The organism is Eggerthella sp. BIOML-A1, from assembly GCF_009875595.1.
Lineage (GTDB): Bacteria > Actinomycetota > Coriobacteriia > Coriobacteriales > Eggerthellaceae > Eggerthella > Eggerthella lenta.
In genome coordinates this window covers 75,766-100,098 of sequence record NZ_WWRZ01000008.1, presented here as the reverse complement: position 1 = coordinate 100,098, position 24,333 = coordinate 75,766, and the positions used below count along the sequence as shown (strand labels likewise).

At 63.5% G+C, this 24,333-nt stretch carries 22 protein-coding genes; 15 read left to right on the top strand and 7 right to left on the bottom strand.

Annotated features, from left to right (window positions below):
- Window positions 1–4: 4 nt before the first annotated feature.
- On the bottom strand, window positions 5–586 hold the full coding sequence (gene raiA, locus GT590_RS11315; protein WP_009306888.1) for a ribosome-associated translation inhibitor RaiA: 582 nt from the start codon (window positions 584–586) through the stop codon (window positions 5–7).
- Window positions 587–858: 272 nt separating this feature from the next.
- On the opposite strand from raiA, the gene nhaA reads away from it, so the two are divergent.
- Both nhaA and glmU read left to right on the top strand, forming a co-directional pair.
- Window positions 859–2,673 carry a Na+/H+ antiporter NhaA gene (gene nhaA / locus GT590_RS11310; protein WP_009306887.1) on the top strand — a complete coding sequence of 605 codons (1,815 nt, stop codon included), beginning with the start codon at window positions 859–861 and terminating at the stop codon, window positions 2,671–2,673.
- 56 nt (window positions 2,674–2,729) lie between these two features.
- A complete protein-coding gene (gene glmU / locus GT590_RS11305; RefSeq protein ID WP_161171096.1) occupies window positions 2,730–4,100 on the top strand; it encodes a bifunctional UDP-N-acetylglucosamine diphosphorylase/glucosamine-1-phosphate N-acetyltransferase GlmU in 1,371 nt (456 codons plus the stop codon).
- A 35-nt stretch (window positions 4,101–4,135) separates the two neighbouring features.
- Here the strand turns inward: glmU and GT590_RS11300 are convergent, their stop codons facing one another.
- Together GT590_RS11300 and GT590_RS11295 are read right to left on the bottom strand one after the other, a co-directional pair.
- Window positions 4,136–4,633 (bottom strand): PIN domain-containing protein, encoded by a 498-nt coding sequence (locus GT590_RS11300; RefSeq protein WP_015761400.1) that lies wholly within the window; start codon window positions 4,631–4,633, stop codon window positions 4,136–4,138.
- Window positions 4,626–5,000 (bottom strand): translation repressor RelB, encoded by a 375-nt coding sequence (locus GT590_RS11295; RefSeq protein WP_015761399.1) that lies wholly within the window; start codon window positions 4,998–5,000, stop codon window positions 4,626–4,628. The genes GT590_RS11300 and GT590_RS11295 overlap by 8 nt, the downstream gene beginning before the upstream one ends.
- A gap of 624 nt (window positions 5,001–5,624) precedes the next feature.
- On the opposite strand from GT590_RS11295, the gene GT590_RS11290 reads away from it, so the two are divergent.
- From GT590_RS11290 to pth, 10 genes are all read left to right on the top strand, one after another.
- Complete coding sequence (locus tag GT590_RS11290; protein ID WP_015761398.1) at window positions 5,625–6,272, top strand: hypothetical protein; 648 nt, start codon at window positions 5,625–5,627, stop codon at window positions 6,270–6,272.
- A 99-nt stretch (window positions 6,273–6,371) separates the two neighbouring features.
- Entirely contained in the window at window positions 6,372–9,068 is a 2,697-nt protein-coding gene (locus GT590_RS11285; protein ID WP_161171095.1) for a molybdopterin-dependent oxidoreductase, read from the top strand.
- Window positions 9,058–9,642, top strand: a complete 585-nt coding sequence (locus GT590_RS11280; protein ID WP_009306881.1) for a 4Fe-4S dicluster domain-containing protein — start codon at window positions 9,058–9,060, stop codon at window positions 9,640–9,642. Before GT590_RS11285 ends, GT590_RS11280 begins: the two co-directional genes overlap by 11 nt.
- 1 nt (window position 9,643) lies before the next feature.
- Window positions 9,644–10,453 (top strand): DmsC/YnfH family molybdoenzyme membrane anchor subunit, encoded by an 810-nt coding sequence (locus GT590_RS11275; RefSeq protein WP_009306880.1) that lies wholly within the window; start codon window positions 9,644–9,646, stop codon window positions 10,451–10,453.
- Between the two features lie 160 nt (window positions 10,454–10,613).
- A complete protein-coding gene (locus GT590_RS11270; RefSeq protein ID WP_009306879.1) occupies window positions 10,614–11,282 on the top strand; it encodes a molecular chaperone in 669 nt (222 codons plus the stop codon).
- Between the two features lie 3 nt (window positions 11,283–11,285).
- Window positions 11,286–11,921: a 4Fe-4S dicluster domain-containing protein gene (locus GT590_RS11265; RefSeq protein WP_009609336.1), complete on the top strand. Its 636-nt coding sequence runs from the start codon at window positions 11,286–11,288 to the stop codon at window positions 11,919–11,921.
- Window positions 11,921–12,805, top strand: coding sequence for a 4Fe-4S binding protein (locus GT590_RS11260; protein WP_009306877.1), 885 nt, complete (start codon window positions 11,921–11,923; stop codon window positions 12,803–12,805). The genes GT590_RS11265 and GT590_RS11260 overlap by 1 nt, the downstream gene beginning before the upstream one ends.
- Window positions 12,806–12,860: 55 nt before the next feature.
- Window positions 12,861–14,426, top strand: coding sequence for a helix-turn-helix transcriptional regulator (locus GT590_RS11255; protein ID WP_240129819.1), 1,566 nt, complete (start codon window positions 12,861–12,863; stop codon window positions 14,424–14,426).
- Between the two features lie 177 nt (window positions 14,427–14,603).
- Complete coding sequence (locus GT590_RS11250; protein ID WP_009306875.1) at window positions 14,604–15,569, top strand: ribose-phosphate pyrophosphokinase; 966 nt, start codon at window positions 14,604–14,606, stop codon at window positions 15,567–15,569.
- 6 nt (window positions 15,570–15,575) lie between these two features.
- The gene (gene pth / locus GT590_RS11245) at window positions 15,576–16,133 is read left to right on the top strand and encodes an aminoacyl-tRNA hydrolase (protein ID WP_009306874.1); all 558 of its coding nucleotides are present in this window, start codon (window positions 15,576–15,578) and stop codon (window positions 16,131–16,133) included.
- 31 nt (window positions 16,134–16,164) lie between these two features.
- Here the strand turns inward: pth and GT590_RS11240 are convergent, their stop codons facing one another.
- Window positions 16,165–16,848: a DUF1648 domain-containing protein gene (locus GT590_RS11240; protein ID WP_009609410.1), complete on the bottom strand. Its 684-nt coding sequence runs from the start codon at window positions 16,846–16,848 to the stop codon at window positions 16,165–16,167.
- A gap of 324 nt (window positions 16,849–17,172) precedes the next feature.
- Window positions 17,173–18,744: a LuxR C-terminal-related transcriptional regulator gene (locus tag GT590_RS11235; RefSeq protein WP_086414322.1), complete on the bottom strand. Its 1,572-nt coding sequence runs from the start codon at window positions 18,742–18,744 to the stop codon at window positions 17,173–17,175.
- A gap of 432 nt (window positions 18,745–19,176) precedes the next feature.
- Here GT590_RS11235 and GT590_RS11230 point away from each other — a divergent pair, with 432 nt between their 5' ends.
- The gene (locus tag GT590_RS11230; protein WP_015761391.1) at window positions 19,177–20,769 is read left to right on the top strand and encodes an FAD-dependent oxidoreductase; all 1,593 of its coding nucleotides are present in this window, start codon (window positions 19,177–19,179) and stop codon (window positions 20,767–20,769) included.
- Between the two features lie 214 nt (window positions 20,770–20,983).
- Window positions 20,984–22,360, top strand: a complete 1,377-nt coding sequence (locus tag GT590_RS11225) for a DHA2 family efflux MFS transporter permease subunit (protein ID WP_009306870.1) — start codon at window positions 20,984–20,986, stop codon at window positions 22,358–22,360.
- Window positions 22,361–22,595: 235 nt separating this feature from the next.
- Here GT590_RS11225 and GT590_RS14600 read toward each other — a convergent pair whose 3' ends face one another.
- Together GT590_RS14600 and GT590_RS14595 are read right to left on the bottom strand one after the other, a co-directional pair.
- The gene (locus GT590_RS14600; protein WP_240129820.1) at window positions 22,596–22,907 is read right to left on the bottom strand and encodes a helix-turn-helix domain-containing protein; all 312 of its coding nucleotides are present in this window, start codon (window positions 22,905–22,907) and stop codon (window positions 22,596–22,598) included.
- 3 nt (window positions 22,908–22,910) lie between these two features.
- Window positions 22,911–23,312 carry a hypothetical protein gene (locus GT590_RS14595; protein ID WP_240129821.1) on the bottom strand — a complete coding sequence of 134 codons (402 nt, stop codon included), beginning with the start codon at window positions 23,310–23,312 and terminating at the stop codon, window positions 22,911–22,913.
- 365 nt (window positions 23,313–23,677) lie between these two features.
- Here GT590_RS14595 and GT590_RS11215 point away from each other — a divergent pair, with 365 nt between their 5' ends.
- A complete protein-coding gene (locus GT590_RS11215) occupies window positions 23,678–24,331 on the top strand; it encodes a 4Fe-4S dicluster domain-containing protein (protein ID WP_015761389.1) in 654 nt (217 codons plus the stop codon).
- Window positions 24,332–24,333 lie beyond the last annotated feature (2 nt).

The window sequence follows — 24,333 nt, the reverse complement described above, 5'->3', positions numbered from 1 at the left end:
GCTCTTATTCCTCCGTCTGCTTGAGCAGGCCGTAGCCGCCGTCGTCGCGACGGTACAGCACGTTCACCATGCCGCTGTCGCGGTCGGTGTAGGCGAAGAAGTCGTGACCCAGAAGGTCGATCTTCACGAGCGCTTCCTCCTCGGTCAGCGGCTCGAACTCGATCGTCTTCACGCGCACCACTTCGTCATCGGCGGCAAGTTCCTGCATGAGCCCGTCTACGTCCAGCTCGCCCGCTGCGGCAGGCTCGGCCATGCGGATGGTTTCGTCGGCGGCGCGCAGCTTGCGGTCGACGACCTTCGTCTTGTACTTGCGCAGCTGGCGGACCACCTTGGCTGCGGCCACGTCGATGGCCGCGTACATGTCCTCTTCGTGTTCTTCAACACGAATGATGTGACCCTTCGTGCGCAGCGTGACTTCGCAGACGGCGGGGCGGGGGTTGGCAGGGTTCTTCTCGACGAACAGCACGACCTCGGCAACAAGCGGGTCGATGTCCATGACCTTCATGGAATTGCCGATCTTCTCCTCGGCGTACTCGCGAAGCGCGTCGGTTACAGGCATCTTGCGTCCGGTGACGGTAATGCTCATAGCGATCACCTCTTACCTCGTGGCGAATAAAAAAACAGCTCGGTCGCCGTCGTCGTACCTGGTCATACGAGCGATCGGGTGATATGCCCTCCACGCGAATCCCAAGCCGACTCCTAACGCCTAAGCTGATGAGTACAGAATAGCGCAATTCTCAGCGTTTTGCCCGGTCATTTTGATCTGTTGTGAAATCGATCTAAAAACGGGTAACAATTGCGCGAACGTATCGGGCAAATGAGGGATAATACCCCAAAAGACGAAGCCGAAAGGGCACCATGACCGAACAGAACCAAGACGGAACGCAGCGTATCTTCATCAGCGAAGTGCAGCGTCATCAGGCACGATACAGGAAACTCATCCAGTTCACCCATTCGTCCACCAAGGCGGCCGGCGCCATGCTGCTGGCGGCTGTCGTGGCTCTCATCGTGGCGAACACGGGCGCGTACGAGGCGTTCTTGGAATTCTGGCATACCGAGGCGGGCTTCTTCTTCGGCGACGCGTTCGCGGGCATGTCGCTGGCGCATGTGATCAACGACATATTCATGGCCGTGTTTTTCCTGCTGGTGGGCTTGGAGGTGAAGTACGAGCTGACGGTGGGCGAGCTGACGAACATCCGCCAGGCTCTGCTGCCCATCATGGCGGCCATCGGCGGCGTGCTGGCGCCTATCGGCATCTACCTGGCGTTCAACGCGACGAATCCCGAAACCGTGCAAGGCTGGGGCGTCCCCACCGCCACCGACATCGCGTTCGCGCTGGGTATCCTGGCTTTGTTGGGCAACCGCGTTCCCAGCGGCGTGCGCGTGTTTTTGAGCACGCTGGCTGTGGCCGACGATATCATCGCCATCCTGGTGATCGCCGTCTTCTACGGCCACAGCCCGTCGATGTTCTGGCTGGGCATGGCCGCCGCCGTGCTGGTGGTGCTGGTGCTGATGAATCGCAGCCACATCTACTCGTTGGTGCCGTATCTGCTGGTGGGTGCCGTGCTGTGGTACTGCGTGTTCATGTCGGGCGTTCACTCCACCATCGCGGGCGTGTTGCTGGCGTTCGTTATCCCGTCGGGGTCGCGCGTTAATCTCGAGAGCTTCATTTCGTGGTCGGGCGACAAGGTTCGTCAGGCGCGCGACGCGTTCCAGCCCGAGACGCCCGTCATCGCGCAGGGCGACTACATCAAGACCGTAGCGGATCTCAGCCAGGTGACGCGCCAGGTTGTGCCGCCGGCGACTCGTCTCGAGCACAAGCTGTATCCGTGGGTGTACTTCGGCATCCTGCCCTTGTTCGCTTTGACCAATGCCGATGTCAGCTTCACGGGTATGGACATCGGCTCCATGCTTACGGATCCGGTGCTGTACGGTGTCATGCTGGGCCTGTTGGTGGGCAAGCCGCTCGGCATCATGCTGATGAGCTTTGCGATCGTCAAGAGCAAGCTGGCCTCGCTGCCCGAGAACGTGAACTGGTTCCATATGCTGGGAGCCAGCATCTTGGGAGGCGTCGGCTTCACCATGGCCATCTTCGTGGCGAATCTTGCTTATACCGACGAGATGCACATCGCCACGGCGAAGCTGGCCATTCTGGCGGCCTCGCTGCTTGCCGGCGTGCTGGGCTTCGTGTTCCTGCTGCTGCAGGCGAAGGCTGCGCAGAAGCGCGGCGTGGCGTACGTTTCGGCTTCGAGCGACGACGTGGCTCGTCAGACTGCCGGCAGCGAGGTTGCGCGCGAGTCGGAGGAGCTGCTGCGCGGCATCGAGGATCATCCCGCCATCAAGAGCGAGCTCGAGGCGGCGAAGAAGCGCGGCGGCGTGTTCGAGATCGTCGTGGATCTAGGGCCGACCGGTCTTTTGGGCGGCGGCTCCATCGGGGACGTGCGCGAAGCGGTGCGCAACGAGGTGGTGCGTGTGCTGAAAGAGGAGGGCAAGGACGACCTGCTTGAAAAAGTGCAGGAGGATTTCAACGACGAAGGAAAGCCTCCGCTGCTCAGCGTGGAGGAGGCTCTTCTGCGCGAGGGCGGCGAGGAAGCGCTGCGCCGCGCCCTGCACCACGAGGAAGAGGACGTGGAGGGCGTGTCGGGCGATACCGACTCTCGAAACGAACGGTGATCGTGCCGTTGCGCTATACTTTTTAACCTTGATGAACTGCGTTGCGAAGGAGCGATATGGAAGCTGCCGCTATCGTGTTGGCCGCAGGTGCGGGCACCCGGATGAAGTCCAAAAAGCCGAAGGTCGCTCATGAGGTGTTGGGCAAGCCGCTTGTCCGCTGGGTGGTGGACGCGGCGCGCGAGGCGGGCGTCCAGCGTGTGGTGTCCGTGGTGGGGCACGCGCGCGAGCAGGTGGAGCCGCTGGTGGCCGACACGCAGACTGTGGTGCAGACGGAGCAGAACGGCACGGCGGGCGCCGTGGCCGTGTGCAAGGACGCTCTAGCCGATTTCGACGGCTCGCTGGTGGTGCTGTCGGGCGACTGCCCGCTGATCACGGCCGATACCATCGCGCGCCTTGCGGCCGTGCGCGAGGAGAACGACGCGGCCGTGGTGGTGCTCACGATGCAGCTGGACGACCCGTTCGGCTACGGGCGCATCGTGCGCGACGAGCAGGGCGCGGTGGCGCGTATCGTGGAGCAGAAGGACGCCACGCCCGAGGAGGCGGCCATCTGCGAGTGCAATTCCGGGTTCTACTGCTTCGATGCGCGGGCGCTGTTCGACGCGCTCGGGCAGGTGGGCAACGATAACGCGCAAGGCGAGTTCTACCTCACCGACGTGCTGGAGATCTGTCGCAACGCTGGCCGTCCCGTGTTGGCATTGGCCTGCGACGACCCTGCCGAGTGCCTGGGCGTGAACTCGCGCATCCAGCTGGCCGAGGCCACGAAGCTGGCCCAGCGTCGCATCAACCGTGCGCATATGGCGGCCGGCGTGACCATGATCGACCCCGAGCTGGTATGGATCGGTCCGGACGTGGCCATCGCGCAGGACGTGGAGCTGCTGCCCAACGTCATGCTCATGGGCGAAACGAGCATCGGCGAGGACAGCGTCATCGGCCCCGATTCGCGCCTGACCGACACCGCGGTGGGACGAGGCTGCGTCGTGGACGAGACGGTGGCCGTGGAGGCGCAGGTGGACGACGGCGCCACGTGCGGCCCGCGCGCGTACCTGCGTCCGGCGGCGCACCTGTGCGAGGGCGCGAAGGCCGGCACCCACGTGGAGATCAAGAAGTCCACGGTGGGGAAGGGCTCGAAGGTGCCGCATCTGTCCTACATCGGCGACACCACCATCGGCGAGGACGTGAACATCGGCGCCGGCTCCATCACCTGCAACTACGATGGCAAGAAGAAGCATGCCACCACTATCGGCGACGGCGCGTTCGTCGGCAGCGACACCATGATGGTGGCCCCGGTGAGCATCGGCGCGGGTGCCATCATCGGCGCGGGCTCGTGCATTACGAAAGACGTCGCGCCCGACGCCCTGGCCCTCACGCGCCCCGAGCAGCGCGAGATCCCCGGCTGGGCCGCCAAGAAGCGCAGTCAACAAGAATAGCATTGTCCCAATGGGGACAGTCCCCATTGGGACATCTACGCCATATCGGCTTGCAGCAGCGTGAGCGCGTCGCTGGGCGTGAGCGCGGCCACGGGGGCGTGCTTGATGAGCAGCTCGTCGCTGGTGATCAGGTACGTCGCGTTCGACCGTTGCGCCGCAGCGACGATCAGGTTGTCCTCGAGGTCGTTGTGGAGGTTGCAGAGGCCGCATGCCGTCCACAAGTCCGACTCGTCTGATCCTACGGCGGTGGCCTGTTCCCGCATGTTGCCCACGCATCCCCAAGCGATTTCGGTCGCTGCCGCCGCATCGCGTTCGGTGAGCCTGCCGTTCTCGTTGCACATGTCTCGCTTGAAGGCGTTCGCGGTCAGGTAGAACACGTCCTTGACGATGGCGGTGGGGTACAGCAGCGGATAGCCGTGCTCATGCGCGAATAGCATGAAGGACATCGCTGCGGCATGCGCTGGACGGTTGGCAAGAAAGTAGTCGAGCCAGATGTTCGTGTCGACCAGGAGGGAAGTTTGCTGGCTAGGCATCGAGGCCCCGTTCCCGAAGGCGCTCGAGCAGGGCGTAGTCGCGCATCTCTTCGTACGATGCGTTCATCGTCCAGTCGGAAGGCTTGATTCCGTGCCGCTCGTACGCATCGGCGACGATGTTCGCACCCCTGATCGTGATTTCCCGCCTCCGCGCGCGCTCCTCTTCAGCTTCTCGTTTCTCCGCTTCGTCTTCTGCGTCGAACAGGTTTTGTATGGCGCGCGGGTTGTGCGCGTTCTTCGCGGCGTAGTCCCACAGCTTGCGAACCGCCTGCGACGGCGAGTAACCGGCGCGCTCCAGCGCCGCATCGCCGCGCTCCTTGAGCGAGCGGCTGATGCGCGTGTTCATCTGCACCATATCCGTCGTCATCGCGTACCTCCTCATTCGTTGCTATACGTATAGTATAGCATGGGTGCTCGTTTGGGGCTCGTCTGCAGTTGGGGCTTTGGCGAAGAGCACCGGAGGGGCGATTCCGATTCCCGGGTTCCTCGGATGCGGTTCGATGTGTTGCAAAATCGGGCTTTTGGCAATTCGGAGACGATCGGAGGCGCTGCTCCGCAGTCGCGAAAATTGGTGACCTGGGGTTTTGTCCGAAAGAATCCCAAAAGGGAGTGCGGAGGCTGCCAAAAACCCGATTTCGCCACCTATAGCACTGCTGTTTCGAACACTTCGAACTGATGGGGAGCTTCGAGCGCATCGACGAACCGAGCTGCTGAAAGCATCCGTGCGACAATCCTCTCGGCGCGGGATTGGTGCGGAGCCTGTGAGCGACTCGTCGCGGGGATTGGTGCGGAACCTGTGAGCGAGACTGCGATACCCCCAGCTCAGCGCCATCGGTCATCCATTATTGGTGGCGTTTTCGCACCCTCGTTCACCCATAAATATCCGGGCTCATCGCGTTTTTTCACGAACAACGGACGTTTCCCCTCCGCTCGCCCGGCCGTAAGGTGAAGCTGCTCGAAGTCAGACGAGACGAGCAGAAACGGGGGAACCATGAGCAACGACACGCAGGCCGCGGCCACATCCGCATCTACAGCCGCGTCGGCCGCCGACGAGGCCGCCGCAACCGTCGACGCCATCGTCAAGCGACTCAACGCCAATCGCGCCAACACGCTGGCGCTGTGCGCCGTGCTGTCCGTGTGCGAGCAGCGCATGCCCTATCGCGATGCCGAGGCGCTCATCGACGAGCGGCCCGAACTGAGCCTCAGTACGCAGAACGCCCACGCGCTGCTGCGCATCATGGTGGACTGCGGCGGCGTGGATGCCGTCGAGGTTCCCGAGCCCGCGTACGCGCCGGGCGAGGAGAAGCAGGATCGGCCCATCGACTACACCGTGCAAACGACCGCAGCCGGCCTCGCCGCGCTCGCGCAATTCGAGCCCACGAGGCGGTTCGGTGAAACCCTGCGCGACGAACCTGCGGCCTACGCGCAAACGTACGCCACCGTGCTCGCCCTCTGCGAGGGCGGCGCGACGAAGGCCGCCATCGAGCGAGCGCTCGAAGGCGACCCCGCGCTCAGCGACCCCAAGCAGGTGTATCCCAGCTATTTCATCTCCAAATTGGAGACCGTAGGCGGTCTTGCATGGGACGGCTCGTGGAAGACGACGGATGCCGGCCGGCAGATGCTGGCCATGGTCGGGTAAAGCGCTGCCCGACCGCCCCGGCTCCGCCCGCGCGCGAGCGTCCCATTTGAGATAACCCCAAGCACCATCAGCAAAGACGAGATACAAGGAGGAGGGAACATGACACAGCCTACCATCACGCGACGCAGTTTCGTGAAGTCGGCGGCGGCGCTGGGCGCCGCATGCGGTCTGGGCGTTGCCGTGAGCGACGACCTCGTGCACGTCGATCCGGCGCATGCCGATACGGGCGGCGACGTGAAGATCGTGAAGACGGCCTGCCGCGCCTGCATCGCAAGCTGCGCCGTGCTGGCGCATGTGAAGAACGGTCGCGTCATCAAGATCGAGGGCAATCCCGAAAGCCCTATGAGCCAGGGCGGCCTGTGCGCGAAGGGCATGGCCGGCATCCAGGCGCTGTACCATCCCAACCGCAACAAGTACCCCATGCGCCGCGTGGGCGAGCGCGGCCAGAACCAGTGGGAGCGCATCACCTGGGACGAGGCCATCACCGAGATCGCCACGAAGCTCATCGAGATCGACGAGAAGTACGGCTCGGAATGCGTGGCCGTGTCCACCGGCGGTGGCGGCAACCCGCACTTCAGCAACGTGAAGCGCTTCGGCGAGGCCATCAACACGCCCAACGTGTGGGAGCCTGGCTGCGCGCAGTGCTACCTGCCACGCATGGGCGCCTCGCAGCTGTCGAACGGCATGGGCAAGCCGAACAACCTGTCCTTCAGCGACTCCAATGGTTGGGACTACTACTTCACCGACTCGCCGGTGGACTCCCTCGTGCTGTGGGGCACCGACCCGGCCAACAGCTCGGTTGCCACGGGCGGCCGCGCGCTGGCCGAGCTGCGCGCCCGCGAGCAGGGCTTGAAGACCGTGGTCATCGACCCGCGCATGACGATGGACGCCGCCAAGGCCGACGTGTGGCTGCCCATCCGCCCCGGCACCGACGCCGCGCTGCTCATGGCGTGGACGAAGTGGATCATCGACAACGAGAAGTACGACGAGGACTTCTGCACGAACTGGACCAACATGCCCTACCTCGTGAACCCCGAGACGCGCCTGACCCTCAAGCCCACCGAATGCGGCCTCGAAGGCACCGACGCCGATTACGTCATCTGGGATCCGGCGCAGGGCAAGCCCGTCGTGCTGGAGTACCCCATGAACGAGGGCGTCACCCCGCCGCTGTTCGGCACGTACGAGATCGACGGGAAGCAGTACCCCACGGGCGGCCAGCTGCTCAAGGAGAGCGTGGAGGAGTTCACGCTGGCGAAGGCGGCCGAGATCTGCTGGCTCGACGAGGGCCAGATCGAGAAGGCGCTGGAGATCTACACGACGGGCCAGTCCGGCATCATGCAGGGCGTGCCCATCGACCAATACGAGCAGTCGCAGCAGTGCGCGCTCGGCGCCCTCAACCTCGAGTACCTCATGGGCAACGTGCAGAAGCCCGGCGCCATGCTGCAAAGCTTCAAAGCCTGCCCGGCGCGCGATCAGATCCCCAACACGCCGCGCTTCCTCAAGAAGGAGAAGATGCTCAAGCGCTTGGGCGTGCAGGAGCACAAGGGCCTGCTGGACTGGGATATGGCGTTCATTCCCGCGGTGTTCAAGGCCATGAAGGACGGCGATCCCTACCAGATCCACGCATGGTTCGAGCGCTCCGGCAACAAGCACGTGGTGCTGGGCAACGCCACGTGCCTCGACGAGATCGTCCCGAACCTCGACTTCGTCTGCCACATCTTCATGTACCCGACCGCGTTCTCGGTGCTGTGCGCCGACATGCTGCTGCCTTCTGCCGAGTGGCTTGAAACCAACCTGGTCATCCCGCAGCTGAACGCCATCGTCATCCGCCAGGCGGTCACCCACCTGTTCGAGACGGTGGAAGAGGGCCTCATCTGGACGCAGATCGTGCAGAAGATGGCCGAGATGGGCAACGTCCACGCGCAGGAGGCCTTCACGGCCGAGGGCACGAACGGCATCCCCATGTACAGAAACGAGTACGAGAAGCAGAAGCTGCACCTGAACAACTTGAAGATGAGCTGGGAGGAGGCGGCCGAGAAGGGCGTGTTCGAGTGGTGCACCGAAGAGGAGTACCGCACGTACTACGGCTATAAGGCGGTTGACGAGGCCACGGGCAAGGAGAAGGGCTTCGGCACGCCTTCCAAGAAGTGCGAGGTGTACTGCGAGTCCAACACCATCCTGGGCCGCACGGGCTTCCCCTGGTCGCAGTGCTTCGAGGAGAAGAACCTGGTGCTGGAGCCGGCCTCGAAGGACTACGAGCCGCTGTGCTACTACAAGGAGCCGGCCGAAAGCCCGCTCACGGACACCGAGTATCCGCTGGTGCTGACCGAGGGCCGTCTGCCTATGTACCACCACGGCACGCTGCGCAACATACCCTACCTGCGCGAGATCTACCCCGTGCCCGAGATGTGGATCCATCCCGACGACGCGGCGACCTACGGCGTGGAGGACGGCCAGTGGTGCACCATCGCCAGCCGCCGCGGCGAGACGCACGGCAAGGCGCGCGTTACCACGGCCATCGCCAAGGGCGTCATCTACCAGGAGCGCTTCTGGGCGCCCGAGCTGCTGGACACCGACCCCGAGCGCGCTTACCGCGTGATGAACATCAACGTGCTGACCAAGAACGACGAGCCGTACAACCCCGAGTACGGCACCTATACCCTGCGCGGCTTCCAGGTGAAGGTCACGCCTGACGCCGCTGCTCCGGAAGGCGTGTGGACCGAGCCCGAGCAGTTCGAGCCCTGGATGCCGCAGCCGAGCGATCCTACCGAGGAGGTGTTCGATTATGGCGCATAACTGCATCGTGGTGAACCTCGATCGCTGCACGGGCTGCTATTCCTGCGAGATCACGTGCAAGATGGAGAACGACATCGCCCTGGGCGAGCATTGGAACAAGATGCTGCAGCGCGGGCCCTTCGGCGACTACCCGAACATGACGCGCTACCCGCTGCCCACCATGTGCCAGCAGTGCGCCGATGCCCCGTGCGTGCACGTGTGCCCCACCGGCGCCAGCTACCGCGATGGCAACAACGTGGTGCTCATCGACCGCGAGAAGTGCATCGGCTGCAAGTACTGCATGATGGCCTGCCCCTACGGCGTGCGCGATTGGAACAAGGCGTCCAAGACGGTGGAGAAGTGCACGCTGTGCGGCCACCTGACGGCGAACGGCGAGCTTCCCGCGTGCGTGAAGAGCTGCAGCGCCGGCGCCCGTTTCTACGGCGACTTGGACGATCCGAACTCCGACGTGTCCAAGGAGCTGGCGAAGTACGATGCGGCGGACATCCACGAGCTGCCGAACGTGGGCAACAACCCCTGCACGAAGTACATCATGACCAGCATGCACGGCGAGTGGATGGAAGGGGCTGAGTAGCATGGACATCCAATGGTCCCTCGTTCTGTTCACGGCGATCGCCAGCTGCGGCACATGGGTGTCGGTCGGCGTGGCCGTTGACGAGCTGCGTGGATTGACGCAGCGCACCAACCTGGTGGCTTCCGTTCTGGCGCTCGTGCTGGCCGTCGTGGGCGGCATCGCGTCGGTCACGCACCTGTCGCACCCCGACCGCATCATGGCCGTGCTGAGCCATCCCACGGCGGGCATCTTCCTGGAAGCGCTGCTCATCGGTCTGTTCATCGCGGCGGTGGCCGTGTACGTGATCCTGCTGAAGCGCGATGCGTCGGCCGGAGCCCGCAAAGCGGTTGCCGTGCTGGCCGCCGTCATCGGCATCGTGTTCAGCTTCGCCAGCGGCTACTCCTACATGATGGAGGCGCGCACCACGTGGAACACCATCACGCTGCCGTTGGGCTATCTGGGCTTCGGCGCGGCGAGCGGCTTGAGCCTGTACCTGCTGCTGGTCGCCTGCAAGAAAGAGAGCGCCGAGGCCGTGAAGCTGGCCGGCTTGGAAACCGTGATCGGCGGCGTTCTGGCGCTCGTGTCCGGTTTGGCCTTCGGCTTCGCGTCCGGCGCGGCGACGGGCGATGCCGCGGCCATCTTCTGGGTCGCACTCGTGTGCGGCGGTCTCGCGCCCCTCGTGTGCGGATGGCTGGCGCGCAGCAAGCCCGCGTCGGCCGTGACCATGGCGACCGTCGCGTTCGCCGGCGGCATCATCGGATCCATCGCGTTCCGCGCCGTCATGTGGATGGTGGGCACCGCGGTGGCCAACTACTTCGGCATCGTCCTGTAGACGATGCCGGCGGGGAAGGGGCCGTCCTGCGCGCGTGCGGAGGACGGCCCCCGACCGGGCCGCTCGATCAAGCCATACGCAACCCCCCCCTCCCTCATGCGTATGGCTCGATCGGTCGACAACGGAACCGGTAACCAACGGGGAATGCAAGGAGAGCACCATGGAACAGCATGATCGCGAAGAGCTTGCCGAGGTGAACGCCGCGCGCAAGGGCTTTTACGAATTCCTGGCAAGCATGTACAAGCTGGAACTGACCGACGAGCAGATAGGGACGCTGACGAAGCAGGACCTGCCGACGGATGCCGAGTACGTGGGCGCGGGATACGCGACGGTGAAGGAGTACCTGCGCCATCGCGATTCGGGCACGCGCCAGGAGCTTGCCGTGGACTACGCGCGCGTGTTCTTGTGCGCGGGCATGTACGAGCAGCTGATGGCGCCGCCGTACGAGTCGGTGTACACGAGCGAGGAGCACCTGCTCATGCAGGATGCGCGCGATTCCGCGGTGGCGTTCTACCTGGGCGAGGAGCTGGGCCTGCCGGCCGACAACACCACGCCGGAGGATCATCTGTCGTTCGAGTTCCAGTTCATGGCGAAGCTGATCGAGCGCGCGGGCGCGGCGCTCGATGCTGGCGACGAGGCGCGCTACGCCGAGCTGTGCGCGAAGCAACGCGCGTTCTTCGACGAGCACCTGGCCAACTGGGTGCCGCGTTTGTGCGCTGACGTGCGCGCGTACGCGCAAACCGCGTTCTATCGGGGCGTCGCCGACATCACCGAGGGCTTTCTGCAGTTGGAAGACCAGATGATCGGCCAGAGCGCCCAGGCGGCGTAAGCCATGGCCGCGTACACGCGACGGGCGTTCGCAGGGTTCTGCGGCGCAGCGGCCGTATTCGCCGCGTTCGGCGGGGCGGTGAAGGCGGCCGACGGCGTGTCCGAAACCGCGCTCGTGCGGCCGCCGGGGGCGCAGGACGAGCTGCATCTGCTGGCCTCGTGCGTGAAGTGCGACCGCTGCCGCAGCGTGTGCCACACCGGGGTGATCGGCGTGGCGGAGGTTGGCGACGGCTTTCTACGCGCCCGCACGCCCAAGCTGAACTTCCATCGGGGAAGCTGCGACTTCTGCGGCGACTGCCAGCGCGTATGCCCCACGGGAGCCATCGGGGCGTTCGACCCGGAGGCCGACAAGATGGGCATGGCGGTGGTGCAGAAGGACCGCTGCGTGGCCTACTACCAGGGGTGCGTCGAGTGCCAGAAGGCCTGCCCGTTCGAGGCGATCGCGCTTGATGGAGACGGCCATCCCGTGGTGGACGCCGACCGATGCAACGGCTGCGGCGTGTGCGAGGACGTGTGCCCGGCGCTTGTGTACCGCAGCTTCTCGGGCGGCACGCGGCGCGGCATCGTGGTGGTGAGTCCCAGCGCGTACGCGCGACTGGGGAAGACGGTGGTGGAGGACGAGAGCGAGATGAGCGCGTGATGAAACGGAACTCCAAACTGCTGCGCACGCTGTCCGTCTTGGCGGTGATTGCGCTCGTGTGCCTGGGGCTGGCCCTGCACACCGGTACGGGCACGCCGTCGGCCTGGGGCATCTACGACATCGCGGCCATCTGTCCGCTCGGCGCGGCGGAGGCGGCGCTGGCCAGCAAGACCGTGGTGCCGCCGATGCTCATCGCGCTGGCCATCGGTATTGCGCTGGTGGTGCTGTTCGGCCGTGCGTTCTGCGCCTGGGGCTGCCCGATCCCCCTGCTGAGGCGTATCTTCGGCTTGAAGGAGCCGAAGCGCAAGCGTCGTGCGTCCGATGCGCTCGACGTGCCCGCCGCCCAGCGCGGCGGCGCGGCCGATTCGCGCAACTGGGTGCTGGGCGGCGCGCTGCTGTCCACGGCGGTGTTCGGGTTCCCGGTGTTCTGTCTCATCTGCCCGGTGGGCCTCACGTTCGCCACGCTCATCGCGGTGTGGCGCTTGTTCCAGTTCAACGAGGTGGCCCTGTCGTTGCTGGTGTTTCCGGCCATGCTCGCCCTGGAGGTGCTGGTGCTGCGCAAGTGGTGCAGCCGCTTCTGCCCGCTGGGCGCGCTGTTGTCGCTGGTGTCGCGGCTGAACAAGACGTTTCGTCCCGTCAGCAACGAGGCGACGTGTTTGCGCTCGTCCAAAGGCGAGCCCTGCCATCAGTGCGCCGACGTGTGTCCCGAGGGCATCGACCTGCACGACGCATCCGGCTCGGCGCCGATGCACGAGTGCACGAAATGCCGTGCGTGCGCCGACGCATGCCCGATGCATGCCATCTCGTTTCCGTTTCTTCCGAAACGCGTCGGCGAGGACGGCGACGGGGTCGAAGCGGGGGAGGACGAGCGGGTGTTAGAATAGGCCTTTGCGGTACGGGGAGCGCGGGCTGTTGCGAGGCCGCGTAAAGGGGAGGAACATGATGCGTGAGATGAAGGCTGGCGAAGAGCGGGATCGCGCGCGGTTTTCGGCGACGCGGCTGCTCGAGGACCTGGACGAGCAGTGGCCCAGCATGAAGTTCCTGGGCTTCGGAGCTTATTACGCGTGGATTTTCCTCAGCTACAACAGCGACGTGCTGTTCGGCTGGTCGGGGGCTTCCGTCGGGGGCAACGCCATGTCGGTGATGTACCTGGCTTCCACGACGGCGCTGGGCCTCGTGCTCATCGTGGCCGGGGCGTTCCAGAAGGTCACGGCGCGCATCGTGGAGTCGCGGCTGTCGGTGACGGTGCTGGCGGGAATGGCGACGCTGGCCACGCTGGTGGTGGCCTGGTCGGCGCCTGCCCAGGCCGGCGAGGCGCTGTACGTGGCGGGTTGCTCGCTCACCGGGGTGGGCACCGCGTTCGTCGCCTTGCGCCTGGGTTCGGTGTACAGCACGGTGGGCGCGCGCCAAGTTTTCATGTACACGGCGGGGTCGTTCATCTTCGCGGGCATGCTGTACTTCGTCTGCATCGGGCTGCCCCAGCCGGTGGGGCTGCTGATGGCGGCCAGCTTGCCGCTTCTGGCGGTGGTGTTCACCATGGCCGCGGTGCGCGCGCCGAGCGAGCCGGCGGAGGACGTCGTTCCCGTGCGCGAGCTTCCGCGCGGCTACTTCATCCGCCTCGTGGTGGCGGTGTCGGTGTTCTCGGTGATCGCGGGCGTGATCAAGGGGTTCATGGCGCTGCAGCAGCCGCTGTCGGCGGCCACGGACCAGGGCGTGATCATCGTGTTTGCCACGGCGTGCGCGGCCGTGCTGCTGTTCGTGCTGGTGGGGCTGCTGGTGCGCGAGTTCGACATCAGCCAGCTGTACTATCCCATCATCATCCTCACGTGTTTGGGCAACCTCGTGGTGCCGTTGTTCGGCGGCCTGGGCGTCATCCAGGGCGAGCTTGTGAGCATCGCGTACAACCTGTTCATCCTCATGGTGTGGTGCCTGCTGGCCAACGTGGCGAACCGCACCGACCTGTCGTACGTGCGCGTGTTCGGGTGGGGCCGCGGCGCGTCGGCGGCGGGCACCACCGTGGGCTGGTTCGCCGGGGCGTCGCTGGCGCCCGTGCTGGTGGAGAACCCCAGCAACATGGTGGCGCTTGCCATGGGCATGGTGTTCGTGCTGCTGGTGGTGTCGATGGTCATCCTCAACGAGCGCACCATCGGCATGGCGCTCAGGAAGACCCGCAACGCCCAGACCGACCAGGGGACGGGCGATTTCTTCCCTAGCGGCAGGGGGCCGGAGGGCGCTGGGGGCGCCAGCGACGGCGACGGCGCGCCGCGCGAGGGCGCCTGGACGAAAAGCTGCAACGCGCTGGCCGAGCAGGCGGGCCTGTCGCTGCGCGAGCGCGACGTGCTGTTCCTGCTGGGGAAGGGCTATACCATCGAGTACATCGCAGGCGAGTTGGGCATCTCGTTCAACACGGCGAAAAGCCACATCCGCAACGTCTACGCGAAGGCGGGCGTGCATTCCAAGCAGGAGCTGCAAAGCCTCATCGAGGACGGGAAGATCGTGCGCTGAGCGTTCTCCGTCCGGAGTTGGGCGCTTGCCTCTTGTCAGACCTTGCGGTCAATCTGCGAAGATGCCGAAGTTCACCCTGTGCGTGCGCGACGCGTGCGGATACAATAGTGCCGATGAGACAGGGGGCGACGGCTGCGCGGTGCGGCGGCCCTGAGGGTGAAGCGAAGGAGCGCGCACATGACGGAAGTGCAGAAGAGCATGGCCTTGTTCTCGGGGTCGGTCAACCCCGAGCTTGCCGAGGAGATCGCGAAGGATCTGAACGTGTCGCTCGGCAACGTCAAGCTTGAGAAGTTCGCCAACGGCGAGATCTACGCGCGCTACCAGGAAAGCGTGCGCGGCGCGGACGTGTTCCTGGTCCAATCGGTGTGCAGCGGCGCGGGCTACGACGTGAATGACGCGCTCATGGAGTTGCTCATCATGGTGGACGCCGCCAAGCGCGCCTCGGCCCGCTCGGTGTCGGCGGTGGTGGCCCATTACGGCTACGCGCGCCAGGATCGCAAGGCCGCCCCGCGCGAGCCTATCACCGCCAAGCTCGTGGCCGATCTCATGGCCGCGTCGGGCGTGGACAACGTCATCACCATCGACCTGCACCAGGACGCCATCCAGGGTTTCTTCGACTTGCCGGTGAACCATATGACCGCCATGCCCATCTTCGTCGACTACTTCCAGAGCATGGGCTTGGACAAGGACAAGCTGTGCGTCGTGTCGCCCGACGTGGGCCGCGCGAAGGCCGCGAAGAAGTTCTCCACCATGCTGGACTGCGACATCGCCATCATGCACAAGGACCGCCCGAAGCACAACCAGGCCGAGATCACGGCGCTCATCGGCAACGTGCACGGCAAGGTGTGCATCCTGAACGACGACATGATCGACACGGCCGGCTCGCTGGTTGCCGCCGCCACCACGCTCAAGGCGAAGGGCGCCGAGAAGGTGTACGCGTGCGCGACGCACGGCCTGTTCAGCGGCCCGGCGTACGAGCGCATCGCGAACTCGTCCATCGAGGAAGTGGTGGTGACGAACGCTGTGCCCGTGCCGCTGGAGCGCCAGACCGGCAAGGTGAAGGTGCTGTCCGTGGGCCCGCTGTTCGCGAAGACCATCAGCAACGTCTACAACAACGGCTCCGTTGCCTCGCTGTTCGAGTAGGGTCCGATGTTTTTGATCGTTGGCCTGGGAAATCCGGGCGAGGAGTACGAGCATACGCGGCACAACGCCGGGTTCGACGCCGTGGACCTGATCGCCGAGGAGGTGGGCGCGCGCTACTGGAAGACGGAATGCGGCGCGCTGACCACCAAAGGCGTGTATCGCGATCACGACCTGGTGCTGGCCAAGCCGCAAAGCTACATGAACACGTCGGGCGGTCCGGTGAAGCAGCTGATGAACGCGTACGGCGTGGATGCTGAGCACCTGATCGTCGTGCATGACGAGCTGGACATCGACCCCGGTACCGTGCGCGTGAAGTTCGGCGGCGGGCACGCGGGGCACAACGGCCTGCGCTCTATCTGCGACAAGCTGGGAACGCGCGACTGGCATCGCGTGCGCGTGGGCATCGGGCGCCCGCCGGGACGCATGCCCGTGGTGGACTGGGTGCTGTCGAAGCCGAAGAAGGACGCGGCCGACGACTTCGCCCAAGCCACCGACCGCGGCGCACAAGCGGCGTTGTCCTTGGTGCAGGTAGGGTTGGAGAAGACCCAGCAAGCGTTCAACTAGCGCGCACCCGTCGAAAGTGGCGGGTGCGTTTTCATTTCACCGTTACGAGTAATTCCACGAGGACGATGACGGTGAGGAATAGCAGCAAACCGCCGATGGCGCGCGCCTGCTGTTTGTCGGCTCCGGTGCGTTTCTCGAGGTCGCTCGTTCCGGGATGGAAGTTCACGAGCGAGAGGCCCTTGCCCGTGATCAGCATGTACAGGGCTGGCGTGAGTAGGGAGAGCGCCACGACGAGGCAGACGATCCCTCCGATGAGCGAGCCCATGTTCTCTGGCATCGAGAAGCCTCCCAGCTGGAAGGCGGCGAAGACGTAGGCGGCGTCGAGGCAATCAATGATCGCAAGGCAGATGGAGAAGACGGGAAACATGCTGGTGACGGGACCGTCGACGACGAGCCAATCCTCCCGCCCCGTTTCTCGTTGATGTTCGACCACGGCGTATACCGTCACGAGGACGAACGCGATGACGGTGATGATGCCGGCGGCAACGAACAGCTCGCCTTTCGATCCCCATCGATCCGGGCCGCTTGCTCCGTAGTGCAGGGGAACGCTATCCGGCAGAAACGGTTGGGCGAGCGCGGTCAACACGACCGGCAAGATGGCCAGCACCGCCAGCAGCGCAACGCGTCCGCGGCTCATGCGGTAGGCGGGCGCAGCGGCTGTATCGTCGATGTCGGGATCGCATGGTTCGTTTCGGTCGGTATCGTTTTCCGCCATGTGCGCTCCCTTCCTCTATAGCCTAGCAATACTAAATATAGCTGAACTGGCATTATCATGCAATGGGGGCAAGGATGTCGACGCGCGCCAAAGCAGCGGCGTAATTGCGTCGGAGGACGTCCTCGTTGGCTGTCCCCAAATGGCAAGCTGTGGCAATTTTGGAGGCGATTTTGGACGGGTTGGACTGAATGCCAGGGCGGATGCACGACATAAGGCCAGGTCGTGAAGATCCCAACGCGAGTTCGCCGAAGCTAATTTTGTCATGGCTGCCAATTCGGGGACAGCGTTTGGCGTCCGTGCCTGCTGCTCGTTTGAGTTTTGGCGCTATGCGCTTTGGTGTCCATTGCGCATGTCGAGCTCCGCGATCTCTTTCTGAACTTGGTCGATGAAAGCTTGTCGATTGTGGACATCGAATTTGCGGTAGATATGCGTGATATGCGTTTTGACGGTGCCATCGGACAAGCAGAATACCTCGCAAATATAAGGACGGCTTCTGCCTTGAGCCAAAAGGAGGAATACCTCGCTTTCGCGGGAGGAAAGATTGTGCCGCTTCGCGATTTCCAGATGGTATTTCGTCAGGGTTTCGCTGACGCGTTGCTCTATCGAGGGTTCGTTGCGCTCTGTTGGCTCGCTTGCGCTTGTCGAACGATCGCCTTGAAGCTCCGCTGCGCCTTCGCAAGATGACAAAGAGAGCGAGCGCTCGATTTCCATGGGGCGCGTGCTCATGGGACGTATGGCGGCTACCATCACGAGGAAGATGGCTACGGCCATCAGGATTCTGATATCGACATGAGCTTCCTGAACGAGGAGCAGCCATGGTACAGCGACTAAGCCGAAAGCTGAATCGCTTATTCCTTGGAACAGCCAGGCCGGCGCCGATGCCGAGCGGATGGCGGTGATGATCATGGTTCCCGAGAGCAGGTGCCCGAACAACTCTACGGTCAGGTAGAGCCAGTCGAACACGGGATCTGCGATCCGTGCGAAAACGTACTCATTCTGAAGAACGTAGATGAGAAAGCCTCCGGCTAGGACAAGGAACGCAGGCTGGTATCGAACAAGCATCTGATTATTGCTGTTGCGAAGCAGGGTGAGGTATGCGCAAGCAGTCAAAGCGAGGGCGACTGTGAGGTAGCCTGCCGGAGTTGAGACGGGCGATCCCAAATGGTTGCTTCCCCAGAGTCCAAGATGGCTGGTGCCTCTCAGAGCCGCCAGTATCAACGATACGGCTACTAGCAGAAACACGAGGTCGTACATACCTTTTTTCGTCAAAAGTGGGCGAGAGCGGTATGCTTCGAGATAGCGTGATGTGCCGAAGCGCTTGAGCGCCTCCAGGCACGCGAAGGAGACCCAAGGCAGAATCGAAGCAAAAACCACTTGTGCCGACGAGGTCAGAGCCGTGCTTAACTCCGAGCCGACGATCGTTTTGAGAATCAAGCTCGCTGATAAGGCTCCTATTGCCATGACGAGGCGTTTCGTTTTTGCGAGTTCGCAATATATGAGCAAAGTCGTCGCGTAGTATCCGGCGCCGCAGCAGACGAGTCCCAGAAGCGCGATGATCTCCGACGGTAGCGCCGTTTGCAGGTAGGCGAAGCCGTATAGTCCTGTTCCAAGGAAAGCGGCTGTCGGAGCCGCCTTTGTCAGCACCTGCGTTTTTCTTTGTGGAGCTCTCGCTAAAAGCACGGATCCTATGGCGCAGAGGGTGAATCCTACGAGAAAGAAAAGACGGGCATTTCCCAGCTGTTGAATAATCGACGAAGACGGTGCGAATCCGAATCCGTGCCCCAAGAGGTCGGCCCATACTATCACGTCAGTCAATCCGATCGAAGATATGACGGAGACGGCTGCATCCGAACGAACAGCTTCGTCATCGAGCGAATAGGGCGTGACGTTCTTCATGGGCGCCTTTCTGCATTCCAGAGAGATTTGGAAGCCTGATTTCATTCGAACGACCAACCGTTGACCGTTTATCGCGTCGCGTCCGATTCAGGCCTTACGCTAGCGCGCGAAAACGCGTGCCGCTCTTCTTGGTCGTGCCTGGTTCGAGACGGTGCAGTTTCTGGTTCGATCCACTATAGAACATCGAGGTTCTCGCGGTAAGCGCGCAGATAGCGATATTGCCTCGCATAGTGCGTCCGGGACGAAAATCATCCGGTTCGGGGATGCGTTTCAACCTCGTTCGGACAGTTTGTCGGATGAACGGGCTCGGGAGGAAGGGTAAAAGTGGAAGCGGCAGGTTGCGGAAGCGAGCCTTGCCGTCTGTCGAGGCGCTGGCTTCGGCAGGCTAGCGATCGATGCAGAAAGGGATGAGATATGGAGGGGGAATGCGCGATGACGAATGAGAATCAGCAGGGAACCAAGACAACGCGCCGCAATTTCTTGAAGGGGGCAGGTCTGGCTTTGGCCGGGGCTACCGCTTTCGGTCTTGCGGGGTGCGCCAGCGGGGAAGCCGATTCGGCTTCTTCCAATGAGAAATGGGACGGAGAGTACGACGTCATAGTGGCGGGTGCCGGCATTGCGGGGCTTACTGCTGCGATAACGGTGGCGGACGAGGGTGACGGGGCTTCCTGTCTTGTCGTGGAAAAGGACTCGCTTCCGAACGGGAACAGCCCGTTCTGCGCGGGTTGGCAGCTGTATTTCGACGAAACCGACGGCCCGATGAACTACTTGGGACACCTTATAGGGGAAAGCACTCCGGAAGCAACCATCAGGGCGTTCGTGGAAGAATCGAAGGAAAACCTGAACTGGATTTTGGGTTTGGGGGCTAAGGAAGAGTGGCTGAACATCTACGAACCCGACCCATCGGGGGAGGAGACGAACGAATACGCCGAGTACCCCGACGACAACACGGTGGGCTTCCTTCTCTTCAAAACGGAGGGCGATCAGCCCCATCATATCCATGAGTTCTTGTTTTCCGAAATGAAGAAGCGCAACGACACGATAGAGTACAAGGCTTCCACGCCTTTGGAGTCGCTTGTTCGCGATGCCTCAACGGGCGAAGTGACGGGCGTTGTGGCGGGCGGCAAATCGTACCGTGCGAAGCGAGGCGTCATCATGTGCACGGGGGGCTTCGAAAGCGACCCGGATATGCTTCGCGACTATACGGGCGTCAAAGGCTATCCGTATGCAGGCAAGGCGAACACTGGCGACGGGCATCGTATCTGCATGAAAGCGGGTGCCGACTTCTGGCATATGCACGGAGGCGCCCAATACTGGCTCTCTTTGCGCAACATAGAGAACACCCGGTTCGTTTCGACGTTGTACTCGTTTACGGTGAAGCAGCACGGCATCACCGTCGGCGTGAACGGACGAAGGTTCTACCAGGACTTCGACGCATGCAGCAATTTCAAAAAATATGCGCTGCCCGATACCGACATAACTCGCAACGTCGGCTACCGACACGGCATCACGCAGTTCGGTGGAGATATGGCGCACCTTCCCTTGCCGGAAAAGGGTTGGTTCGTATTCGATCAGGCGGGTCTTGACGCGGGTGCGTGTCCGGAAGAGACTTCGACCGATCCCGTCGGTGACGGATGGGCGGTTTCAGCGGACACTCTCGAGGAGCTTGCCAAGGTTATCGAAGTTCCCGAAGACGAGCTGCTGAAAACGGTCAAGCAATGGAACGAGTTTGTGGACAAGGGAGAGGATCTCGCTTTCTACCGTCCTTCTGACACGCTCACCGGTTTGAACCAGCCTCCTTACTACGCGATGCTTTGCGTCCCTGCACTGCTCAATACCGATGGCGGTCCGGTTCGCAACGAAAAGGGCGAGATTCTCGACCCGTTCGGGCAGGCTATTCCGGGATTGTATTCTGCCGGTGAGTTCGGCTCGATTTGGGGCCATCTGTACCAAGGAGGTGGAAACGTGGGGGAGTGCGGTGCGTTCGGGAGGATATCGGCTAGAAGCGCACTCGCTCGTTCGTAGCGATAGGCGTTTCCGGAGTCGATTGCTTTCGGGTTGTTCGCTAAGATGATCCGATGGCCGCACGCATGTCTTTCAAGCGACCCGTCCAAGGAGGAGTCTCGTGCGCTTTAGCGATTTTGCATCGCGAAGCGCGAGAGGCTCCTCCTGCGTTCGCGCATATTTGGGATATACTGGAATGCGCTGGTGGGAAACGGAGGGTAGGCGACATGCGGGCATGAAACGAGTGAAGAGCGAGCGGATGGGCGTGTACGCGCTGTTCGCCATCGTCGTGCTGGCGTCGGCGTCGGGGAACCTCTCGCAGACTGCGGTCAACGCCATGCTGGGCGACATCATGCTGCAGTTCGGCCTGACGGTGGACTTGGGACAATGGCTGACTACCAGCTACATGCTGGTGCTGGGCATCACCGTTCCGGTGGCCACGTTCCTCTCGCGACGCTTCTCGGTGCGCCAGCACGTGTTCATCGCGCTTGCGTTCTTCCTGGTGGGGGCGCTGGCCGACCTGTTCGCTCCCAACTTCGGCGTGCTGCTGGCGGGCCGCGTGTTCCAGGCTATCTCCACGGGCATGCTCATGCCCCTCATGCAGACCATCGCCATGACGCGCTTCCCGCGCGGTCGTCAGGCCACGGCCATGGGCGTGGCAGGCATCGCGATGGGCTTCGCGCCGAACATCGGTCCCACCATCGGCGGGGCGATGAGCTTCTCGCTGGGATGGCGCAGCTTCTTCGTGCTGCTCGTGGTCATCATGTTGGCGCTTGCCGCTGCGGCGGCCGTCGCCATCAAACCCTCGGCGGCTCCCGACAAGAGCGCGCGCCTCGACGTGGTGTCGCTCGCGCAGTCGACGCTCGGGTTCGGCGGGCTGCTGCTGGCGTTCTCGAACGCGAGCAGCTTCTCGTTCGAAAGCCCGTTCATCTGGGCTCCGCTTGTGCTGGGCGCGCTGTTCCTCGTGCTGTTCGTGCGGCGGCAGAAGCGGGTGGACGACCCGCTGATCAGCATGGATATCTTCTCATCGCGCCAGTATCGCGCGGGCTTCATTGCGCAGAACCTGCTGAACGCCTCCTTCATGGGCGTGACGCTGATCGTGCCGCTGTACGTGGAAGGGCTGTGCGGCGGAACCGCGCTCGAAGCCGGGGTTGTGCTGCTGCCCGGCACCGTGGCCGCGCTCGTGCTGAACCCGCTGGCGGGCGTGCTCACCGACAAAGTGGGGGTGCGTCCCGTCGCGCTCGTGTCGGGCGCGTTTCTGGCGACCGGCGCGGTGCTCATGTCGTTTCTCGATGCGGACACGCCGTTGTATGTGACCACGTTGTGCCAGGCCGTGCGTGCGGTGGGCGTGTCGGGGCTGGTGGGGCCGCTCACGTCGTGGAGCCTCGCGCAGCTGCCGCGGCCTATCGTGGCCGACGGCTCGTCGTTCTGCATCTCGGCCCGCCAAGCGTGCGCGTCGCTGGGCACGTCGGTCATGGTGTTCCTCATCGCGGTGGCAGGCGCGTCTGCGGCGGGGCTCGCGAACCCCGCGCTGGCCTACCAGCTGGCCTTCGGCTTCTCCGCCGTCATGGCCGTGGCCACCCTGGGCTTCATCGTGGCGAAGGTACGCTAGCTGCGAAACATGCGCGATCGCAGCGAGCGGAGCCGTGCGCGGCCCATCATCGCCCGAAAAACACGTCTCAGGTGCGAAAACCGTGTTTTACGGGCGATGATGCGTTGTCTCGCTTTGCATAAGGCTGGGGAAGGTGAGCGTCTTTCGCCATGTCGTTCGCGCGCCGCGTCCGTCACGAATCGGCGCGGAACGCGCTCCTTCAGATCGCAAGCGCGACTTCGCGCCATAGGAGCGATCAGTACGCCAGCGGGGTGTCCTCGAGGCCGTATTGGGCGAGGCGCTGGGCATCGAAGATGCGGATGCGCGTGCGCGTGCGCTCGATGACGCCCTCGTTCTCCAGCGCCGCCACGATCTTCGTGCAGGTGGTAATGTGGATGGACAGCAGCTCGGACAGCTGTTGCAGCGTCAGCTTGCACTCGATGTCGTACACGCCGTGCTCGTCGCATTCCTGCGTGGCGCACAGCTTCTGCAGCCACATGATCATGCGCTTCGTCGACGATTGGTGGCCCGTGTTGCTGATGCGGTGTCCCATCTGCGCGAACGACATGTGTCACACGTTGATGAACTCGTAGAACAGCTCGGGGTCGTCCTGGCTCAGCTCGTAGAGCTGGCGCTGCGTGAACGCGAACAGCACGGTGTTCTGCGCGGCGATGAAGCGCGCTTTGTAGCGGCCGATGGACGCGTAGTCGTTGTACTCGGCGGAGAAGGCGTTGCCCGCGTTGCGCCAGTACAGCGGCGCCACCTCGCCCGATTCCTGCTCGAACGTGGCCACGATCTGGCCTTCGTCGATGTAGTAATAGTACAAGTCGTCGATGGTCTTGGCGCTCGTGCGGATGTACTCGCCCTTGAAGAGCTTTTTCTTCTTCCCCTGCGAAATGTAGTCGGCGATCTTCAGCCGGCGGAACGGCTGGTTCGGTATCAGGATGGATCGATACTCTTGCTCGGTTGCCATGGTTCCCTCTCCCTGCGGCTCGGCCAGCCGCGCTGCATGGTGAATCCCCAGGACAATACTATCACTTGTGGGGGTTTGCCGCCAACGCCGAAGAGCGTGTGTCGTGTGTCAAAGGGACGGGCGATTTGACACACATGCCGCTCGTCACCGACAAGGTTGAGGTGTGTCAAGTCGCCCGTCCCTTTGACGTGCTTAAACCTGGCGTACGCCAGAAACCGATGATGCCGCTGCCAGCCGCGCGGGAGGGCGAAATACGGAAATCGGTTGTTGCGGGCGCTTCTGGAAGAGGCCCTCGGTCCCGCGTAGAGTTCGCACCAGGAGATGTGCGAGCCGAAACGGCCGCGCCAGGGAGAAAGGACGAGGGGATGACAAGGTACGGAATGGCCATCGACCTGCGCCGATGCGCAGGATGCGGCGCATGCGTGGTGGCGTGCCAGATGCAGAACAACCAGCGGCCGGGGGTGTCGTGGAACAACCTGGACGTGTACGAATGGGGCACGCAGGCAGGGGAGAGCGGTCGGGCGTACGTGCCGAACGCGTGCGTGCAGTGCGAGAAGCCCGCGTGTGTGGACGCCTGCCCCACGGGAGCCAGCGTGCGGCGCGACGACGGCATCACCGTCATCGACTACGAGAAGTGCATCGCGTGCGGGCTGTGCCTGGCGGCGTGCCCGTACGGCGCGCGCAAGCTCAACCGCACGAGCGAGAACATGTTCGGCGCCGACGTGCCCGCGCCCTACGAGTCCTACGGCGTGCAGCGCGAGCTGGTGGCCGAGAAGTGCATCTTCTGCGAGGCCCGGCTGGCCGAGGGCAAGCAGCCGGCATGCGTGGTGAACTGCCCGGGCCGCGCGCGCTACTTCGGCGACCTGGACGACCCGGAGAGCCCGGTGTCGAAGTTCATCGCCGGCGACGAGGCGGTGCTGCGCGTGGACGAGACTTCGTTCTACTACCGCCCGGTCGATGGCATGCCGCTTGACGTGCTGCCGTCCAACGCGCTGGCCTCGTCGAAGAAGGGAAGGTAGGG

What these genes read in the sequence shown, in the direction of transcription:
- GT590_RS11225 (WP_009306870.1), top strand. Translation starts at nt 20,984, where the DNA reads ATGAAACGAGTGAAGAGCGAGCGGATGGGCGTGTACGCGCTGTTCGCC.
- GT590_RS11300 (WP_015761400.1), bottom strand. Translation starts at nt 4,633, where the DNA reads ATGCCTAGCCAGCAAACTTCCCTCCTGGTCGACACGAACATCTGGCTC.
- GT590_RS11215 (WP_015761389.1), top strand. Translation starts at nt 23,678, where the DNA reads ATGACAAGGTACGGAATGGCCATCGACCTGCGCCGATGCGCAGGATGC.
- GT590_RS11235 (WP_086414322.1), bottom strand. Translation starts at nt 18,744, where the DNA reads ATGAAGAACGTCACGCCCTATTCGCTCGATGACGAAGCTGTTCGTTCG.
- pth (WP_009306874.1), top strand. Translation starts at nt 15,576, where the DNA reads ATGTTTTTGATCGTTGGCCTGGGAAATCCGGGCGAGGAGTACGAGCAT.
- GT590_RS11255 (WP_240129819.1), top strand. Translation starts at nt 12,861, where the DNA reads ATGATGCGTGAGATGAAGGCTGGCGAAGAGCGGGATCGCGCGCGGTTT.
- GT590_RS11230 (WP_015761391.1), top strand. Translation starts at nt 19,177, where the DNA reads ATGACGAATGAGAATCAGCAGGGAACCAAGACAACGCGCCGCAATTTC.
- GT590_RS14595 (WP_240129821.1), bottom strand. Translation starts at nt 23,312, where the DNA reads ATGGCAACCGAGCAAGAGTATCGATCCATCCTGATACCGAACCAGCCG.
- glmU (WP_161171096.1), top strand. Translation starts at nt 2,730, where the DNA reads ATGGAAGCTGCCGCTATCGTGTTGGCCGCAGGTGCGGGCACCCGGATG.
- GT590_RS11275 (WP_009306880.1), top strand. Translation starts at nt 9,644, where the DNA reads ATGGACATCCAATGGTCCCTCGTTCTGTTCACGGCGATCGCCAGCTGC.
- GT590_RS11290 (WP_015761398.1), top strand. Translation starts at nt 5,625, where the DNA reads ATGAGCAACGACACGCAGGCCGCGGCCACATCCGCATCTACAGCCGCG.
- GT590_RS11250 (WP_009306875.1), top strand. Translation starts at nt 14,604, where the DNA reads ATGACGGAAGTGCAGAAGAGCATGGCCTTGTTCTCGGGGTCGGTCAAC.
- GT590_RS14600 (WP_240129820.1), bottom strand. Translation starts at nt 22,907, where the DNA reads ATGTCGTTCGCGCAGATGGGACACCGCATCAGCAACACGGGCCACCAA.
- nhaA (WP_009306887.1), top strand. Translation starts at nt 859, where the DNA reads ATGACCGAACAGAACCAAGACGGAACGCAGCGTATCTTCATCAGCGAA.
- GT590_RS11265 (WP_009609336.1), top strand. Translation starts at nt 11,286, where the DNA reads ATGGCCGCGTACACGCGACGGGCGTTCGCAGGGTTCTGCGGCGCAGCG.
- GT590_RS11295 (WP_015761399.1), bottom strand. Translation starts at nt 5,000, where the DNA reads ATGACGACGGATATGGTGCAGATGAACACGCGCATCAGCCGCTCGCTC.
- GT590_RS11280 (WP_009306881.1), top strand. Translation starts at nt 9,058, where the DNA reads ATGGCGCATAACTGCATCGTGGTGAACCTCGATCGCTGCACGGGCTGC.
- GT590_RS11240 (WP_009609410.1), bottom strand. Translation starts at nt 16,848, where the DNA reads ATGGCGGAAAACGATACCGACCGAAACGAACCATGCGATCCCGACATC.
- GT590_RS11260 (WP_009306877.1), top strand. Translation starts at nt 11,921, where the DNA reads ATGAAACGGAACTCCAAACTGCTGCGCACGCTGTCCGTCTTGGCGGTG.
- raiA (WP_009306888.1), bottom strand. Translation starts at nt 586, where the DNA reads ATGAGCATTACCGTCACCGGACGCAAGATGCCTGTAACCGACGCGCTT.
- GT590_RS11270 (WP_009306879.1), top strand. Translation starts at nt 10,614, where the DNA reads ATGGAACAGCATGATCGCGAAGAGCTTGCCGAGGTGAACGCCGCGCGC.
- GT590_RS11285 (WP_161171095.1), top strand. Translation starts at nt 6,372, where the DNA reads ATGACACAGCCTACCATCACGCGACGCAGTTTCGTGAAGTCGGCGGCG.